The sequence below is a fragment of the Nitrospinota bacterium genome (genome assembly GCA_027619975.1).
Taxonomy (GTDB): Bacteria; Nitrospinota; Nitrospinia; order Nitrospinales; family VA-1; genus JADFGI01.
The window spans coordinates 85017-102293 of record JAQCGX010000004.1 but is presented as its reverse complement, the minus strand read 5'-3'; the positions used below and the strand labels follow the sequence as shown (position 1 = coordinate 102293).

Here is a 17277-nt window from a genome sequence, read left to right as displayed (position 1 = left end):
GCGGTAGTCCAGTTATTCCTCAAGGCCAGTTCCAGCCGGCCCTGCCGAGAAGATAGAAAGACAAAATAAAACAGGGAAGAAAATAAGGCACGACCGGCAGATAATCTCCTCCCAGAATCAATCCAGTTGAACCTAAGAAACGCAGGCCCGATAAGACAGCCAGGGTCTTTACCCAGCGGATGCGTTGATTCAAAACTTGTTTGGTAAGAAACAAAACCAGCGCCAGCACCAGCGGCCAGAATATTGCCTTGGGGAACTCCGGGAAAAAAGGCGGCATGAACCCCCAGGCCAGGGCAATATAAATACTACTCAACCCCAGAAAACCGTAGCCGGCCACTTGAAATTTTTTGAGCCGCTTGTTGGTGATGCTGTTCGTCTCGGCGATCTCCAGATCCATGCACCCCTCTTCCTGAAATAAGTCCCCGGCTTGCAGTTTCCGTTCGGGTATGATATTCAAAACCCTGCATATAGTGTCAGTAGAATGCTTTCTTATCCGCTGATCCCCTGAATCCATCATCAGTCTAAATATTGATCCTTATAATTTAAGATGCTTTCTGTTCAAGACCAACTGAAAATAATCCGCCGGGGAGCGACTGAGCTCATTGATGAAAAAGAGCTCACCGAACAATTGGAGAAATCCATTAAAACAGGCACGCCCCTTCGAGTCAAGGCGGGCTTTGACCCCACGGCACCCGACCTGCACCTCGGTCATACGGTCTTGCTTCATAAGATGCGGCAGTTTCAGAGCCTCGGTCATGAAGTGATCTTTTTGATCGGCGATTTTACCGCCATGATCGGCGACCCCACCGGAAAATCCGAAACCCGGAAAAGTCTCACTCTGGAAGAAGTCAAATCCAATGCTGAAACTTACCTGGATCAGGTTTTCAAGATTCTGGATGCGGATAAAACCACGGTGGCCTACAACAGCGAATGGATGAACAAGTTCACGTCCCAGGAGATGATCTCTCTGGCCGCCCGCTACACGGTCGCCCGTATGCTGGAGCGGGACGATTTTCAGAAACGCATGGCGAACCAACTGCCGATTTCCATCCACGAATTATTTTACCCCTTGATTCAGGGATATGATTCAGTAGCTTTAAAGGCCGATGTGGAGTTGGGAGGTACGGATCAAAAATTCAATTTATTGGTGGGAAGGGATATGCAGCGTTCCTATGGAGTGGCGCCGCAAACGGTGCTCACCATGCCGCTCCTGGAAGGAACCGATGGCGTTCAGAAAATGAGCAAGAGCCTGGGCAACAGCATCGGCGTGCTGGACTCGCCCGCAGAAATGTTCGGCAAGACCCTATCGATCTCTGACGAATTGATGTGGCGTTACTTTCAATTGTTGAGCGATATCTCGGACAAAGAACTCGAAGGACTGCAAGCGCAAGCGAAAACGGGGGAACTCAATCCTAAAAATGCCAAGGTGAAACTGGCCAAGGAAATCGTCAGCCGGTATCATTCTCCAGACGCCGCTGAACATGCGGCTCGTGAATTTGAAAATGTATTTAAGAAAAAGGAAATTCCCGATGACATTCCTGAAGCGAAAACCTGGGGCCCGGATGCGCGGTGGATTTGTAAAGTTTTAGCCGAACACTCTCTGACCGAGAGCACGTCCGCCGCCCAGAGGTTGATTAAGCAGGGCGCGGTTACCGTGAACGGCCAAAAAGTTTCCGATAAAGATTTGCAGCTGGAAGGAAACCAGGACTACCTCATCAAAGTAGGCAAGAAACGGTTTCTTAAAATCACATCTAGTTGACCGGCAGGTTCGATCCGCTGGCCATAAAATGAACTCTCCGGTTCTGGCTCCAGCAGGACTCCTCACTAGCCATGCAGAATGGTTTTTCCTCCCCATAACTGATCAGTTGCACCCGGTGTTCTTCAATGCCCTGCGAGGAAAGAAAGCTTTTGACTGAATTCGCCCGCCGTTCTCCGAGAGCAAGGTTGTAATTGTTGGTTCCCCGCTCATCACAATAGCCTTCAACCCGGATTTGAATATTTGGATACTTTTGTAAATATTCAACATTTGTCAGCAGAGTTTTGCGAGACATGTCATCCAGATCGTACTGGTCAAACTTAAAATGAATATCCTCTAATCCCTCAGTTGGGGAATAGGCCAGCAATTCAGCATCTTCAATTTCTTCTCCCTCAAGCATTGCCGGGTCTAAATCTGCGAAAGGTTCCTCTACAGGCAATGGTTCCTGGGCTTGTTCCAGCGGCATGTCTATGTCCGCAGATGCGTAGAGAGGTGCATCCTGTAACGCCGCGACGTCTAATAAGGGAGGGGAAATTATATCCACAGGCTTATAACGGGCCATCGCTCCTAAAGGAATAGAATGGAAACCGGAGATGACGATGGCGGTGGATGTTTCCTTCTGGGTGTCCAGCACCTGCACTTCAGCAACCACCTGGGGGATCAAGGGAACTCTCTTGGGGGCGAGTTCATTCCACGTTTTGTCCATTACCAGGTTAGGTGTTACGTAAACTTCAAACCGGTCGCCAGGAATTACCTTGTCGTTACTGCCGCGGTCGATATAAAGGATTTCATTCAGCCCTCCTATATAATGTTCCCGCTTGAAGGCGATCACGTAGGCCTCCAGGCTTTCGTCCCCTTTGGCTTCGGGAAGACGGGGTGGGGCGCTCAGTTTTTCAAAGGGGGTGACAAAATCCCCGACTTTGATCGGGTTGTAGGATTCTCTGATGATTGCTTTTGACGATTTTTCTGTCGATTCGAGTATTTCCAGAGTTCCAAGCGGATGAACCAGATGTCCCATCTTTTTTCCAGCGCGAGAATAATAAGTGGGGTGAGGTTGTGCCAGGGGTCTTTCATAGCCTGAAATTCCTATGAGCTCAGTTCCCTGGATAGCGGGATGAAGGATGGGCCTTACCTTGGAAAATATGGTGAACTTGCTGCCTTTTGTAGTGCCATCCGAAAGGCCAATATCGAGGTAAACGATTTCCCCGAGGGCAAAAAAATGATGATCGCCAAAACTTTTAATGATGGTGCCCACCGGGCTTGTTTCAGGAAGGATGAATCCTGCCTGTTCCAAAGTATTCTCTGTAAACTGAAGTCTGCTCCCCTTGAGATCTTCCGGCTCGCCTTCCAGAACCTGAACGCGTCCAGGAGAGAGTTGAGCGATTTCAACAGGATTGAAGGAGGAGTCAAGGAATTTTACCTGTGTCCCTGCGAAAGACCAACCAGGGGAGGCGGTTTCCAAAAGAAAAATGCACGCAACCAATAACCCGCAATGAATTAAAGGCCCAATTTTTGTGGCCCACTGGCAGGCATTAGAAAAATTTATTGTTTGTTCCTTTAAGAGCAAGTCTGGCTTTGAATCCCTCATGATACCCCCAAAAATAATTAAGGCATTAATTCTAAATATTTTACACCAATATTGTCTTTTTTTGTAACTAAATTTGTTATTTTTACTGAAATGGCTGTTTATTTATTTCAAGTGCGCTAATATTGGACATATATTTTTACTTGTGACAAAATATTGTCACTCGCTTGCCGGATGGAAAATAAATAGAAATCACACTTGACAAGGGGTGGGGACGGATGAAATAATTCGTTTTTGAAAATCGTTGGAGAAGGTCTGTGGATTTATTGATAATCCATTAAAATTCAATGGTTTTTGTTTTTTGTAAAGCCTAAACAGAGATTGCTATGAAGCGAACATACCAACCAAAAAATATTCGCAGGAAGCGAACACACGGGTTTCGGGCAAGGACTGCCACAGTAGGAGGAAGGAAAGTATTGGCCAACCGCAGAAGGAAAGGGCGGAAAAGATTGACCGTATAGCCAATGGGTCGGTATTCCTTCGATAAAACTGAGAGATTGGCCAAAAGGCACCAGTTTGAAAAGGTCATGGCCGATGGCCTGAGGAAGCGTGTCGGTACGTATTGCACTGTTTTTACAATTCCCAACGGGTTGGACAGGAAGAGACTCGGCATCATCGCTTCGAAAAAAATTGGCAACGCCGTGGCTCGAAATCGGGCCAAGCGAAAAATCAGGGATGTGTTTCGGCGCATTAAGGACAACATATCGCCGGCGATGGATATTGTGATCATTTCTGGAAAAGATTTGGTTTCCCTTCCCGTTCAAATTCTTGAAGAAAAAATTTCCAAGCCTCTTTTTTCCCAAAGATAGTATTTGTTGCTTTCCCGCCTCGGCGAACCCTCTGAGAAAATCCATGATAAACTGGTTTTTAATCAAGATCATCAGAATCTATCAAAAGTGTGTGTCCCCATTTTTGACTCCTTCCTGCAGATTCTACCCGACTTGCTCAGAATATTCGGCACAGGCATTGGATCGTTTCCCGGCTTACAAGGCATTGGGAAGAATTGTTGTTCGATTGCTTAAATGTCATCCTTATCATGACGGAGGGAAGGACCTCCTGAAATGACAGACCCAAAACCTGGAGAATGATTCTTGGAGAATAGAGTATTACTGGCCTTCGTATTGTCCCTGGTGGTTTTTGTAGGATGGGGGTATTTCCTTGAGGAGGTTCAGGGGCCACCGCCTGAGAAAATAGCCGTATCGCAAAAGCAGGCCGGAAAAGTTCGACCGACCCAGCCTCTTACGCAATCAGGGGGAGAGAGTGTTGCGCCTCAAGGCTCCGTGCTGAATAAAAGCCAGGGAGCTTTGCCTGTGCCCGCACAAGTTCAATTTCCCGGTACCGAGGTGGTGGTGAAAGTTTCCACCGGCCAGGCCGAGATGGAATTTTCCAGCCAGGGGGGAACGCTCCGGAAAATTCTTTTGCCTAAATACCATGACGATAAAGGCAACGTCGTCAATCTGGTGGAGCACGAAGGCGTAGATAAATGGCCTCTTTCCCTGGAATCATCTGATCCCGGAATCACAAATGTTCTGCAAAACGCTTATTACGAGACATCTGTCAAATCACTGGTGTTGACGGAGTCCAACCCCACCGAAAAGCTGACCTTTCATCTCAAGCATGAATCGGGATTGGAAGTGATCCGCGAGTACATCTTTCAATACAACAGTTTCATGGTGGATGTAGAGACCCGGATCAACGCCCCGACGTTTGCCAGCCAAAACCTGCAATATTGGGCTTTGTGGGGGCCTTCAATGGGAGGCAAGGTTGAATCACAAACCAATTATTTTGTGTTTTCCGGAGCCACCACGTTTGCGAATAATGAGCGCATTGAAACACCCGCTGATGAAATCACCGATGTGGTGCATCACCGGGGCGATGTGCAGTGGACTGCTTTCCAGAATAAATATTTCGGTGTGGCGCTGATTCCTGTGAGCGGGACCAAATCCTCTCTGGTGAAAAAAGAAGGGGACCGCATGTATGTCGGGTTGGATTTCGAGGCGGTTCAGTCAGCGGTCTCGGCCTCTCATCTCATCTATGCAGGAACCAAGCAACTGCAGGTTCTGGAAGATTCCGGTCACAAGCTGTTTCGTCTTATGGATTATGGGTGGTTTGGCAACAAGTTTGCTTTTCTGGTCAAACCCCTGCTCAAAACGCTCGAATATTTTCATGGACTCACTGGCAATTATGGCTGGTCGATTATTTTTCTGACTGTCATCATCAAGCTGATATTTTCTCCCCTGACCCATAAGAGCTTCAAATCCATGAAGGGGATGCAAAAAGTTCAGCCGTACATCAAGTTGATTCAGGAGCGCAACAAGGGCGATCGTCAGAAGATCAACGAGGAGATGCTGGAGCTGTACAAAAAGTATAAGGTGAATCCTCTAGGGGGGTGTCTGCCCATGCTTTTACAGATCCCGGTTTTTATTGCCTTGTACCACGCCCTGTTCTTTTCCATCGAATTGCGCGGTGCTCCGTTTTTCGGATGGATACAGGATCTCTCCGTCAGCGATCCGTATTATGTGACTCCGGTTCTCATGGGGGTCACCATGTTTTTGCAACAGCGGCTTTCGCCTGCAGTAGGCGATCCGGTGCAACAAAAGATCATGATGTTCCTGCCCCTGGTTTTTACCTTCTTGTTCATGTCCTTCCCTTCGGGCCTGGTGATTTACTGGACGGTCAATAACCTTTTGACGATCTCCCAGCAATATTATATTTACAAGGTTGCAAAGGACTGACCCGCTGGACCCACCAGCCGAGGGCTGGAGCAAATATTTTAGCGCGATGAGTTTATGGGCTGACAGGACCTCCATCGTGCTGAATTTTTTATCCTGAGGTTCTCGAGGCCGGTGAGCATAACGCGCCCCTCCGGGGCATGAAGCCAATGGAAAGGAATCCCATGCGTCAGTCCCACATCTCCTCCCGCGTAGCGAGCTCACGAGCCAGTTCGCCCCCTGCGGAGGAGCCATGAGCGACACCATCGCATCCATCGCCACCCCGGCAGGTGAGGGGGGTATCAGCGTTATCCGCCTCAGCGGACCCCGGTCCTTACCGATTGCCGCCAATCTTTTTCACTCTTCCTTTGGCGCCAACCTTCAACATTGCGTGCCGCAAAAAGTTTATTTTGGAAAAATTCTTGATCCGCAATCTCAAGCTTGTGTGGATGAAGTATTGCTGACTTATTTTAGAGCGCCAAAAAGTTACACCGCCGAAGATGTTGTTGAAGTCAGCATGCATGGCGGCCTTTTTGTCACCGGAAAAATTCTGCAACTCCTATTGGACCAGGGGGCGCGTTTGGCGGAACCTGGAGAGTTCACCCGCCGCGCATTTTTAAATGGCAGGATGGACCTTTCGCAAGCCGAGGCGGTTACGGATGTGATCCATGCCTCTTCAGAAAGAGCGCTGAAGTCGGCGGTCGCGCAATTGCAGGGAAGTCTTTCCGGGAAACTGAATCGCTGGTACGAGGGGTTGCTCGCCGTCCTCGCTCAGCTCGAAGCCTCCATCGATTTTTCAGAGGAAGGGTTGAAGTTTCAAAAAAGAGAAGAAACCCTCGCTGAAGTTAAACAGATACAAACAGATCTTGAAGCGCTCATCCAAACCTATCGCCAGGGAAAAATTTTTCGTGAAGGCGCCCATGTGGTTTTGGTGGGCAAACCTAATGTAGGGAAATCCAGCCTGCTCAATGCGCTTCTTAAGGAAGACCGGGCCATTGTGACCCCACTGCCTGGAACGACCAGAGACACACTTGAAGAGAGGCTGCGGATTCGGGATATTCATATCAATATCATCGATGCCGCCGGGTTGCGGGAAGACCCGGAACTCATTGAGAAAGAAGGCATGAGGAGGGCACGGGAGGCGGTTCAGCGAGCCGATCTCGCGCTGGTGATTTTTGACAGTTCCCAGCCTCTGGACGCGAACGACAACCTGCTGATCGAGGAGGTGCGGGGGAAATCGAAGCGGATCATCCTCAATAAAATTGATCTTCCTGAACGGTTGGATGCCTCCACTTTACGATCTCTATTTCCTGATGAAGAAGCTCTCAGAATTTCCGCCAAAGATGGAACCGGAGTGGATGAACTTTGCGAAGCCATTTATCAATTTGTGATGGGTGATATTTCTCTTCAGGAAACTCTGGTCATCACCCGGGAAAGGCATCGGCAATGTTTGGTGGAAGCAAATCTTGCGCTTAAAAAATCTTGCGACTCATTCGAACAAAATTTATCAGAAGAGTTTGTTGCTGTGGATGTGAGTTTTGCTATGGATCGTATCGGATCCATTTTAGGAAAAACATTTGAAGAGGATCTGCTGGATCAAATTTTTGGTGAATTTTGTATCGGTAAATAATTTTTTGCTAAATATGAATGAAAATTATTTTTTTTCGATTATATTTTTGAGAGGCTGAAGGATATTAAATAATTAAAGTTATGTGAAAGTTAAAATTAATTTCTGTGTGATTGCGAGAATTTTGACGCTGTTTTTTTTGACAATCATTAGGTTGTGGATATAATGAGTTCAAATTTATGATTACCTCGCGCACAGGCTCCTTCCAAATAATAGGCGAAAGCAAACCCATCCGAGAAGTCTTTGAGATCATCGAAAAGGCGGCTCCGGCAACCAGCACAGTAATGGTTTTTGGTGAAAGTGGAACGGGTAAGGAGTTAGTTGCGCGCGCTTTGCACGCCAACAGCTTGCGCGCCACCAAACCTTTCATCGCCGTCAACTGTGCCGCCATCCCCCACGAACTATTAGAAAGCGAGCTCTTCGGTTACGAAAAAGGCGCGTTCACCGGCGCCATCAATGCCCGCATCGGCCGTATGGAACTGGCCAACGAAGGCACGATTTTTCTCGATGAAATTGGCGACATGCCAATGACCTTGCAGGTAAAGCTTTTAAGGGTTTTGTCGGAACGTGAGATCGATCGCATCGGCGGTTCCAAAGCCATCCCTATAGATGTTCGGGTCGTTGCCGCAACACACAGAAATCTGGAACAGGCCGTGCAAAACGGAAAGTTCCGCGAGGATCTGTATTACCGTCTCAATATCATTCCGATTTTTATCCCTCCGCTTAGAGAAAGAGGATCGGACATTCCTCTCCTTGTCAGCTATTTTCTGAACCAATTCAATAAGGCAAGGTGTGGTTTCGAGAAAAGTATGAGTGAGGAAGCAATGGGGATTCTGATGAATTATGAATGGCCGGGAAATATCCGGGAACTGGCAAACTTCATTGAGAGGATGGTTGTTCTCAGTCCTGACTCTGTAATCGGCCCTCGGGATTTGCCTGAAAAAGTTTTTGGCGAAACTCCGAGAGCCAATTGGGTGTCCCTCGAAGAACCCGAACTCGATGAAAGCCCGGCTCAGGTTCTGCAAAATTCATTGCGAAAAACCTACTCCATGAGTCTGCCCGATGAAGGCATGAACCTGAAAAGAGCGGTTGAGAACTTTGAAAAGGGACTGATCCTGGAAGCTCTCGAAAAAACCGATTGGGTGAAAAACAAGGCCGCCGGTCTTCTCGGCCTGAATCGGACCACGCTTGTCGAGAAACTAAAGAAAATGAACATCACGCGTGAAGCGGTTTTCTGACCCCTCACTGAAAAATCTTCCGAAACTCCAGAGTTATTTCTGTCCGCAACCCTTTTTAAGACCCCTTGGTAAATAGAATCAAAGGCGGGGGCGCCGGTTTTCGTTGCGCAGGCACCCATGAGAAATCACGCGGGGTGGGGGGTACTTGTAATATGCAAGCCGATCATTCAATCCGGGCTTCGGCCAACTCCTTGCCAATCCGAATCGCTTCTTTGACAAAATGCTGGTACGACTTATCCGTATCCTTATGCTGGGTCTGCTTGACAATTTTCTCACCATTGGCATCAATGACCAGGTCCAGAACATTCACCCCTGGGGTCACATGGTGTTTCCTGATCTCAATTTTAATCGTATTGACTTCCATTGAATCCTCTCCAGAATAATATTTCCCATACTTATGAAAGTGTCATTTAATATCATTTCGGGAAGAAGGGGTCAAGAACCAATCGAGAAAATGAGAAAAGGCAACAGCTAAAGGCAACAGCTGTAGGCTCTTGGCGGGTGGGTCAGACGCTAAAATTCAGGAGACGGCCGGTAGCCCGCTCATTTTGTTGCAGGGAGGTGGCCAGCGTTTTTATGGAGGTTTGAAATAAGGAAATTCCGCGTTGTAAATCTGAAATTTCCAGGGCCAGATCCGTATCCGCCAGGGCGGATTCCGACCGGGTCAGGTTTTCGATTTCCGATCCCAGCCCGTTGGTGGTCGTGACTAACCGGTTGGCCACAGCTCCAATCTGTCCCCTGGATGCCGCCACACTTGCCGCCGCCTGGTCCAGGTCTCCCAGGGCCTGGCGGGCAGAATCTGCGCTGGATAGGTCGGTAGAACTGATCCCTAAGGATTATGTGTCTGTGGCTTCAACGACATTCAGGCTGATGCGGTCTTCCGGGCCGCTCCCGGTTCCGGCCTGAATTTCGACAGGTGTGGTGGATTGGGCGCTTAAGGAGCCGTCCAGAAGCTTTTGCCCGTTGAATTCACTGGAGCTGGAAATTCGATCGATTTCGCTTTTTATCTGCGAGAACTCTGCATTCAAGGTTTGTCTTTCGGTATCGCCCATTGTCCCGTTTGCGGCTTGTAAGGCCAGTTCCCGGCCACGAGCGGTGAGTTCCGAAATGGTGTTCAGCCCGCCTTCAGCAGAGCGGATAAAATTTGACCCGGAATCGACATTGCGAACCGCTTGACCCAGGGCGCGAATGTCCGAACGCAATTGAGTGGCGATGGCATTTGCGGCAGGGTCTTCCCCCGCCCGATTCAAACGTCGACCGGAGGCGATTTTTTCCAAAGACTTTCCCAGCCCGGATTTGTTTTTTTCGATACTATTGAGGAGCCGATTGATGCCGCCTGAATTTATAGGTTCGATCATTCCCTGAGCCTCTGAAAACTAATAGATCAATAAATAGAAGGAATTAACAGATTAAAAACAATTTCGAGGGTTGTCAATGTATTGTCTCTCAAGGGACGATTATTCAAACTTTATTGAATGTTGCAATGGATCGGAACAAGGATTAAAATATGCGCCTTGCAAGGTCCGATAATACGCTCGCGTGGAGGTTTGATGAAAATATTTGTTAACGGTGTGGAAAACACGCCCTCTTTCCAGGGGGGAACTTTAGGAGAACTTCTGGACCAACTCCTTGCCAAAGAACCGGGGCAGGGAAATTTTTTCAGTAATATTCGCTTGAATGATGCGGTCGTTGCCTACGATTCCGCAGAAACCCGCCAAACTCCAGTTTCTCAAATTGAGACGCTGGAAACAGAAATTGCCTCTTTAAATGAAATTCTGGAAAAAAATATCATCAATGCCCAGAATTATCTGAAAAAATTGCTTCCCGGCATTCAAAAAGCCGCGGATCTTTTCCGATCGGGAAGTGAGCAGGAGGCCAACAAATTCTTCATTAATATAATCGATGGCATGGATTGGTTTTCTGAAGTCATGGATACCATTGAAAAAGTGGATGATTTGCAGACGGAAGCGGTCGTGTTGGATAGAAAAAACTTCGAGGCCCGGCAAGAAAAGCTCGTGGAATGGACCCGGCAAATGGTAGAGGCCAATAAAAATAATGATTGGGTGCTGCTTGCGGATTTGTTGGAATATGAAATTCTGCCGCACTATACCGAATGGGACGAGTACCTGCCGAAAATCCTTGGCGATAAAAACTAAAAACCCCGAATAATTCCCCCAGAACCGGAAAAATTGCAAGCATCGGTTTTGTATAGGTTTTCCCCTCCTTTTCTCTTTCCAACCCGAAAAAGTTCTCTAACTATTTGAATTTTTTGAATAAAAAAGTAAACTAGGGGTAAAGTTTTGCGGATTTTTTCCGATAAGCCCTGTGTGATCCCCTAACTTTTTTATGAGACGAGATTTGGAAGCGCCTTGGGTGTGGTTTTTTTTAGGTAAAATAAAATTTATCTAATAATTATCCTAATCATACTATCGGCATATAAGCATAAAACTTTAGTGGCGGTTTTTCAAATGTTTTAGTTAGTTGATTTTTGTTGTTTTGAGTGTGTTCCGGGGTAAGGGGATCGTGTTCTTGGTTGTTTAAGTTACTTTTTGGAGGAAACGATAATGGTACAGGTGAGTGAGTCGTCAGCGAGTTCCCCGGATGCTTTCGGTCCTTTGCAGACAAGGCGTTCGAGTTCAATTCGCAAGGAAGCCGAGGAGAATACCGGAAGTAAGCGTGTGGTGACCCAGGCGCAGGCGAAAGCGGCCCGACAGGTCGCTAAAGAGGAGGATAAGGTTCGCATCAGCCAGGAAGCCCAGGAGCAAGGCAGAGGTAGCCGAATCGATGAAGGTAAAAGGAATGTGGACAACCTGCGCCCTGAAAAGGAACAGATTGAAAATGAGCGCGGGTCGGCGCAAAAATTAAGAGATCTGCAAAATAGCAACGCCAGGGGAGTCCGTGATTCTGACGAAGCCGCTGTTCAGGCTAAAACGGAAGACTCTTCCGGGAAAAGTAGCAATGGCATCGATGAAAGCAAGAGCAACCGGGTGCAACCCAGTGGAGCGGACAAGAATTCCAGAATTATTGAACAACAGGCTTCTGACAGAAAAAACCCGGAAGTGCAGTTGCGGGAATTTCAAACCAAGGATGAGGTGAAAATAGAGCCGCAAATTGTGGCTGAATCCGTGGATGAGATTGAACACCAGCGGGAAAAAGCAGAGGCGGCGAAGGAACCTGCGTTGGAGGCTCCGTCGCAAAGAATCATTCAATCAGATGCTTCTACCGGGTCGGAATCGGCCAAGTCAACAGCGAGTAGTGTGAAAAACGATCAGGAGGGAAGTAGCAAGAAACCCCCGAGCCCGGTCAGCGCGCAAACGGAAACCGGGCAAAATATAGATAATTTAATATAAAATACCACGCCCGCCAGCGTCACGCTGATCGGGGTTCTCTCAGGGAAACATGTCTTAGAGGAGACAGCTGACAAACCTCATCTCCAACCGAATGGCTGGTGGTGAGGGAAAACCTTCTACCAGAATTGGAATGGTTGGTCGCCCCCAATTCATTAAGAAGGTTAGGTTTCAGCCACGTTGCACCTGAATGGAGCCTGCCGGATTCTGGTCTGGCTTCAACAGGTTATTGGAAGCCAAAGTCGAATTGTATCTGCGCGACACCGGCGAGGCGGGCGTTTTTTGTTTAAAAGCCTGACAAGTCAAAGCCTTGCCTGATACTCTTATCGGTTATTGGTTTCCGGCACTTGAATTGTTTCCCGAGAGCTTGCATTTTTGAAGGATTGTTATATGCAAGTCACGGGAAGCCAAAATTCCGCATTTTTATTTTTTACTCCCACACCGGGAAGTAGAAGCTCCCCTTCCTTTGCAGAGCCGCAGGCGAAAATCGCTCTCACAGAAACGCCCCGTTCAAATAAGAGAGATATTCTGTTCGATTCCGTCAATAAATCTTCGGCAGGAATCAATTCTCTGGAGGCGACCGGGCCTTTCTCCAGACTTCGGGCGGCGGATGCGGTAAAAATTTTGTCGCAAAGTTCCAGCTCTCAACGCCTCCCGATTGCCGATGGTCTGGAGCAAACGTCACGGTTTCTCGAATTGAAACGGGACCGGCTCAACGATCTGAAGAGCACTTTGCAAAATCTGCAGAGCCGGGTGTCCCGATTGCAGGGGGAGGACGCCTTGAATTTTCGCAGTGGCAAGTCTTCCAAGCGCGGCGTGGTCCAGGTGGCAACGGGAAAGAACAGCCCGGTGACCAATTTTTCGGTTCGAGCGGACCGGTTGGCTCAGGTCGATGTTCTGGTGTCCGATGCGCAAACAACGGGCGCTTTAGGGCTTTCGGGAAGTTTTTTCATCAACGGAACCAAGGTCACCGTGGAATCCTCGGATTCCGTTTTCGATATAAGAAATAAAATCAATTTTGGCGAAGACCAGAATCACAACGGGGCTTTGGACAGGGCGGAAGATTTAAACGGCAATGCTGTCCTGGAAACGTATAGCGTGGCCGGCTCCACATTTGGACCGGGGGTGTATGTCAATGAAGATACAGATGGCGATGGAGCTTTAGACCCAACTGAAGACAGCAACAATAACGAGCGGCTGGATGGCGGCAGCGCCGAAACAAAAGTGGTTGCCTCCGTTCGCGAAAATCGACTGGTGTTTACCAGTCTTACGGGGAGCGATACACGCATCGATTTGCGTGATGAGGATGATGTTCTTCTGGCGCTGGGGTTTTTCGAAAGCGACCGAAAAGGGAACTCCGTATTGAGGGAGCGCCAGTACGATTCCGGCAACCCTCCGGTTAATTTGAACAAGAGCCCTGAAAGCGCACAAATTGAGGTGGATGGGCAACCCGTCACCAGCGCTTCTAATACCTTTCAAAACGTTGCTGAAGATACCACCCTGACCGTCAAGCAGACTTCCGAACGACAAGCCGAGGTCCGTATTTTTATCGACGCCTCGGACGTGGTTTCTAAAATCCAAACTTTATTTGGACAGTTCAATGCCGCCGTCATCACCCTGAACGATCTTCTGGCGCAATCCCGAACCTTTCAAAGTGACCAGCAAATTCAGAGAATCCGCGAGCACCTTGTGGAATCCCCTCAGGAAAAAACCAGACAACTGAACCAGCGGAACGGCAACATTGATGCCGTGCGCGGCAAAAGAGAATATCCAGGGCTGATTGGCATCGACGTGCAAAATACGGATAAAAACCGTGTGCAGGAGCAGACTCTGTCCTCTGTGATCAGCGCTCTTAAAAGCGGAGGGACTCCTTCTATCCAGAGTGCCGAACGAACCCTCATTCAAAGGCTGACTTCGATCGGTATTAAAACTTTGCAGGATGACACCTTCGTCGTCGACCGGGAAAAACTTGACCGGGCATTGAATATCAACTCCGAAGAAGTGTTGGACTTGTTAAACAATCCTGAAAACGGTATTCTCCCTCTACTCGATAAACAGTTGAACCGAATTCTGGAATCAGGGCCGGGAGATAGTGCCAGCAATCGGCAGGCAAACTCTCTGAGTTCTAAAATTCCTAATTTTATAACGGCGAAATTGCGTCAATTCGAGGAGAGTTCTACCTTGAAACGCACGACACAAACCCTGATTGCGGTGGCTTGAATATGAAACAAAACCAACCGGCAAAAGCCGTTCTGGAATTTTTGCAGGAAGAGAAAAAATGCTACGACCAGCTGTTGCTGCTTGTGAAAGAGCAGGTGGGTCGCATTCAACAGGAAGACGAAACCCGATTGCAGGCCATCATGGAAGAAAAGGACAACATCCTGCAAGTCACGCGGAAAAATGAAGCCCGGATTGAAGAACTACTTACAGGATGGAACGGGGAAACATCGATCCAAATCGAGAAGGCAGCGGCGAGCCTGAGAGAAGAGGTGGCGGCTGTTTTGGAGCAAATCATCGCGCTGGAAAATGACTGCCAGGCGGAATTGCTCGCCAGAAAATTTCTGGTTCAGGACAAGATCCTCGATCTCAAGGATAGGAAAGCCCTGCTGAAGGGATACAAAATATCGCAACGCATAAAACCAAAAATTTCAAAAAACGCTTAACCTTTTAAAGAAAATACTATGGACTTTTCAATTGTTCGCAGCACTCAAATTTCCAAGGTTTACCAGAACCAGAACCGGATCGCCGAATTGAACCAGAAGTATCCGTTCAAAAGCGCTCAAGGTCAGGTGGACCGGGTTTCTATTTCATCGACCGCCGAGCGCCTGTTGCAGGAGAATCAGGACGCGCAAACCGCACCCGTCCCCAAAAGCCAACTGAGGTTGAAGAGGGCAAACCCAAAGCCCTTGACAACGCCAAGGAATCTCTCAAGAATGGGGCCTGATTAGTTGCAGGCCCAACTTCTATTACCCCTTTTTGATAAAACAAACTTATGATTTGCATCCCCATCGTCGGCCCTTCCATGCAGAAGGCTTTAGAAGATATTTCCGCCGCGGAAAAGATAGCGGATATTATTGAACTGCGTCTCGATTTGATCGCCCGATTCGATTTGCCAGCACTCATGCAGGCAACAAAGCTTCCCCTGATCGTCACCAACCGCACAAAGCTGGAAGGCGGTCAGTTTAAAGGCTCGGAAGAGGAGCGCGTCGAAATTTTGCGCCAGGCGATTGTGGCGGGCGTGGATTATATCGACATCGAAACTTCGACGCCGAAAGAATTATTGCAATCGGTTCTTGAAAATAAAAGCAAGACCCAGGTCATTCTCTCCTACCATAATTTCAGCAACACCCTGGAAGACCTCGAACCGCTTTACGAGATCATGTGCGATTTACCGGGAGATATTTTGAAGATAGTGACCTACGCTCAAGATATCAACGACAATTTAAAAATGTTTAAATTGCTCGAACGGGCGCGAATTGAGAACCGGAAACTGATCGCCTTGTGCATGGGAGACAACGGCGAAATCAGCCGTGTGCTGTCTCCGCTGTTTGGAGGGTTCCTGACTTTTGGTTCCCTGGAGACGGGCAAGGAAAGCGCCCCAGGACAGATTCTCGCCAGTACCCTCAAAAATATTTATCGCGCCGATCGTCCAAGGGAAAACTTTAAAATTTACGGAGTCATCGGCAACCCGGTGTCAAAAAGCATGGGCTATCTGATCCACAACCGCGCCTTTCAGGAAATCGGGTCGAACGACATCTACGTGTCGTTTCTGGTCAAAAATGTGGAAAAGTTTTTTAACGAGTTCAAAGAGTTTTTCTCCGGGCTCAGCGTGACTATGCCGTTCAAGGAGAAAATCATGCCTCTTCTCGATGCGGTTGATGCAACGGCGCAAAAAATTGGCGCTGTGAATACGGTGGTCAAGGAGGACGCTGGCTGGAAAGGTTATAACACCGATTGCAGCGGCGCCATTCAGGCGTTGGAGACGCATCTGGATTTAAAAGATAAAAATGTTTTGATCATCGGCTCCGGCGGCACGGCGAAGGCCATCGGTTATGGCGTGGTCGCCAAGGGGGCTAATCTGACGGTGACCTACAACAAAAATAAAGAGCGCGGTGTACAGCTGGCAAAAGAGCTGGATTGCCGGCTGGCCAGCATCCGCGATATCGACGACCACGATTACGATGTGGTGATCAACTGTTCGCCTGTGGGCATGAACCCCAATGTCGATACAACGCCGTTCTCCAATCGCAATTTAAAACCGGGGATGGTGGTGTTTGATTCGGTTTACAATCCGCCTGAAACCCGTCTCCTCAAGGAAGCCAGGGAGGCCGGATGCACGGTCATCTCCGGCGTGGAATTGTTCATCAACCAGGCGGTCGGTCAATTCGAAATGTGGACCAGAAACAAAGCCCCCGCCCAGGCCATGCGTGACGTGTTGATGGAGAAGATTGAAGGGAAGTGAGGACGATTTAGGCTCTTAACCCCCAGCTCGATACCTCGGCACCGAAGCGTCAACCACCTGCGACCAGCCGTCGATGCCGCCTACCAGGTTGTGCACGTTTTTAAATCCCGACTCCATTAAGATTATCGCTCCCCGGTAAGACCGTTCTCCCACATGGCAGTACACCACGATGTTCTCCTCGTAAAGCAGTTCCTGCACACGGTCCACCAGTTCGCCTATGGGAATATGTTCAGAGCCGGGAATCGCCGCCAGCGAGTGTTCCCAGGCTTCGCGGACATCGACCAGGCAAATATCTTCTCCGGCATCCATGCATTTCTTTAAAACCAAAGGTTGGATTTCCAGCACTTTTGGAATTGTCATGATTGAAAAAAGGCCTCTTATTGGAGTGGGGTGGTTGCTGTGTCAACAATACCACACAGGTGTTTCATACATTGATATCGAGTTTTGATGTTCAGTGACGCCTCAAAAATACCGTATTCAGGGTATGCTTTGAAATCCCCTCGATTGCGTGGAAAGGGTATGGGGTGTGCCGCTAATGGCATAGGTTTTGC

The 17277-nt window shown here is 48.4% G+C and carries 19 protein-coding genes; 13 read left to right on the top strand and 6 right to left on the bottom strand.

From position 1 onward, the window contains the following. Positions 1-19: 19 nt before the first annotated feature. The gene (locus tag O3C58_02440; GenBank protein MDA0690724.1) at positions 20-457 is read right to left on the bottom strand and encodes a hypothetical protein; all 438 of its coding nucleotides are present in this window, start codon (positions 455-457) and stop codon (positions 20-22) included. A gap of 90 nt (positions 458-547) precedes the next feature. Between O3C58_02440 and tyrS the strand changes: the two genes are divergently transcribed. Beyond that, complete coding sequence (gene tyrS / locus O3C58_02435) at positions 548-1759, top strand: tyrosine--tRNA ligase (GenBank protein ID MDA0690723.1); 1212 nt, start codon at positions 548-550, stop codon at positions 1757-1759. Here tyrS and pal read toward each other — a convergent pair. Beyond that, entirely contained in the window at positions 1752-3344 is a 1593-nt protein-coding gene (gene pal / locus O3C58_02430; protein MDA0690722.1) for a peptidoglycan-associated lipoprotein Pal, read from the bottom strand. The genes tyrS and pal overlap by 8 nt on opposite strands. A 323-nt stretch (positions 3345-3667) precedes the next feature. On the opposite strand from pal, the gene rpmH reads away from it, so the two are divergent. The 6 genes from rpmH (at position 3668) to O3C58_02400 (ending at position 8917) form a co-directional block, all read left to right on the top strand. Continuing rightward, a complete protein-coding gene (gene rpmH, locus O3C58_02425) occupies positions 3668-3802 on the top strand; it encodes a 50S ribosomal protein L34 (protein ID MDA0690721.1) in 135 nt (44 codons plus the stop codon). A 3-nt stretch (positions 3803-3805) separates the two neighbouring features. Next, positions 3806-4150: a ribonuclease P protein component gene (gene rnpA / locus O3C58_02420; protein MDA0690720.1), complete on the top strand. Its 345-nt coding sequence runs from the start codon at positions 3806-3808 to the stop codon at positions 4148-4150. Between the two features lie 43 nt (positions 4151-4193). Continuing rightward, on the top strand, positions 4194-4406 hold the full coding sequence (yidD, locus tag O3C58_02415; protein MDA0690719.1) for a membrane protein insertion efficiency factor YidD: 213 nt from the start codon (positions 4194-4196) through the stop codon (positions 4404-4406). A 26-nt stretch (positions 4407-4432) separates the two neighbouring features. After that, complete coding sequence (gene yidC, locus O3C58_02410; protein MDA0690718.1) at positions 4433-6076, top strand: membrane protein insertase YidC; 1644 nt, start codon at positions 4433-4435, stop codon at positions 6074-6076. Positions 6077-6305: 229 nt separating this feature from the next. Continuing rightward, positions 6306-7682 (top strand): tRNA uridine-5-carboxymethylaminomethyl(34) synthesis GTPase MnmE, encoded by a 1377-nt coding sequence (gene mnmE, locus O3C58_02405; protein ID MDA0690717.1) that lies wholly within the window; start codon positions 6306-6308, stop codon positions 7680-7682. A gap of 176 nt (positions 7683-7858) precedes the next feature. Beyond that, positions 7859-8917, top strand: coding sequence for a sigma-54 dependent transcriptional regulator (locus O3C58_02400; protein MDA0690716.1), 1059 nt, complete (start codon positions 7859-7861; stop codon positions 8915-8917). Positions 8918-9080: 163 nt separating this feature from the next. On the opposite strand, the gene O3C58_02395 is transcribed toward O3C58_02400, so the two are convergent. From O3C58_02395 to O3C58_02385, 3 genes are all read right to left on the bottom strand, one after another. Continuing rightward, positions 9081-9281 (bottom strand): hypothetical protein, encoded by a 201-nt coding sequence (locus O3C58_02395; protein MDA0690715.1) that lies wholly within the window; start codon positions 9279-9281, stop codon positions 9081-9083. Positions 9282-9423: 142 nt separating this feature from the next. After that, positions 9424-9690 carry a flagellin gene (locus tag O3C58_02390; protein MDA0690714.1) on the bottom strand — a complete coding sequence of 89 codons (267 nt, stop codon included), beginning with the start codon at positions 9688-9690 and terminating at the stop codon, positions 9424-9426. Positions 9691-9753: 63 nt separating this feature from the next. Continuing rightward, positions 9754-10275, bottom strand: coding sequence for a flagellin (locus tag O3C58_02385; protein MDA0690713.1), 522 nt, complete (start codon positions 10273-10275; stop codon positions 9754-9756). 192 nt (positions 10276-10467) lie between these two features. Here O3C58_02385 and O3C58_02380 point away from each other — a divergent pair, with 192 nt between their 5' ends. From O3C58_02380 to aroE, 6 genes are all read left to right on the top strand, one after another. After that, entirely contained in the window at positions 10468-11073 is a 606-nt protein-coding gene (locus tag O3C58_02380; protein ID MDA0690712.1) for a hypothetical protein, read from the top strand. 408 nt (positions 11074-11481) lie between these two features. Further along, positions 11482-12267, top strand: coding sequence for a hypothetical protein (locus tag O3C58_02375; GenBank protein ID MDA0690711.1), 786 nt, complete (start codon positions 11482-11484; stop codon positions 12265-12267). Positions 12268-12654: 387 nt separating this feature from the next. Then, on the top strand, positions 12655-14484 hold the full coding sequence (fliD, locus tag O3C58_02370; GenBank protein ID MDA0690710.1) for a flagellar filament capping protein FliD: 1830 nt from the start codon (positions 12655-12657) through the stop codon (positions 14482-14484). Positions 14485-14486: 2 nt separating this feature from the next. After that, a complete protein-coding gene (locus O3C58_02365) occupies positions 14487-14927 on the top strand; it encodes a hypothetical protein (protein MDA0690709.1) in 441 nt (146 codons plus the stop codon). 18 nt (positions 14928-14945) lie between these two features. Next, a complete protein-coding gene (locus tag O3C58_02360) occupies positions 14946-15212 on the top strand; it encodes a hypothetical protein (protein MDA0690708.1) in 267 nt (88 codons plus the stop codon). Between the two features lie 44 nt (positions 15213-15256). Next, on the top strand, positions 15257-16726 hold the full coding sequence (gene aroE / locus O3C58_02355) for a shikimate dehydrogenase (GenBank protein ID MDA0690707.1): 1470 nt from the start codon (positions 15257-15259) through the stop codon (positions 16724-16726). Positions 16727-16741: 15 nt separating this feature from the next. Here the strand turns inward: aroE and O3C58_02350 are convergent, their stop codons facing one another. Then, a complete protein-coding gene (locus O3C58_02350) occupies positions 16742-17086 on the bottom strand; it encodes a rhodanese-like domain-containing protein (protein ID MDA0690706.1) in 345 nt (114 codons plus the stop codon). Positions 17087-17277 lie beyond the last annotated feature (191 nt).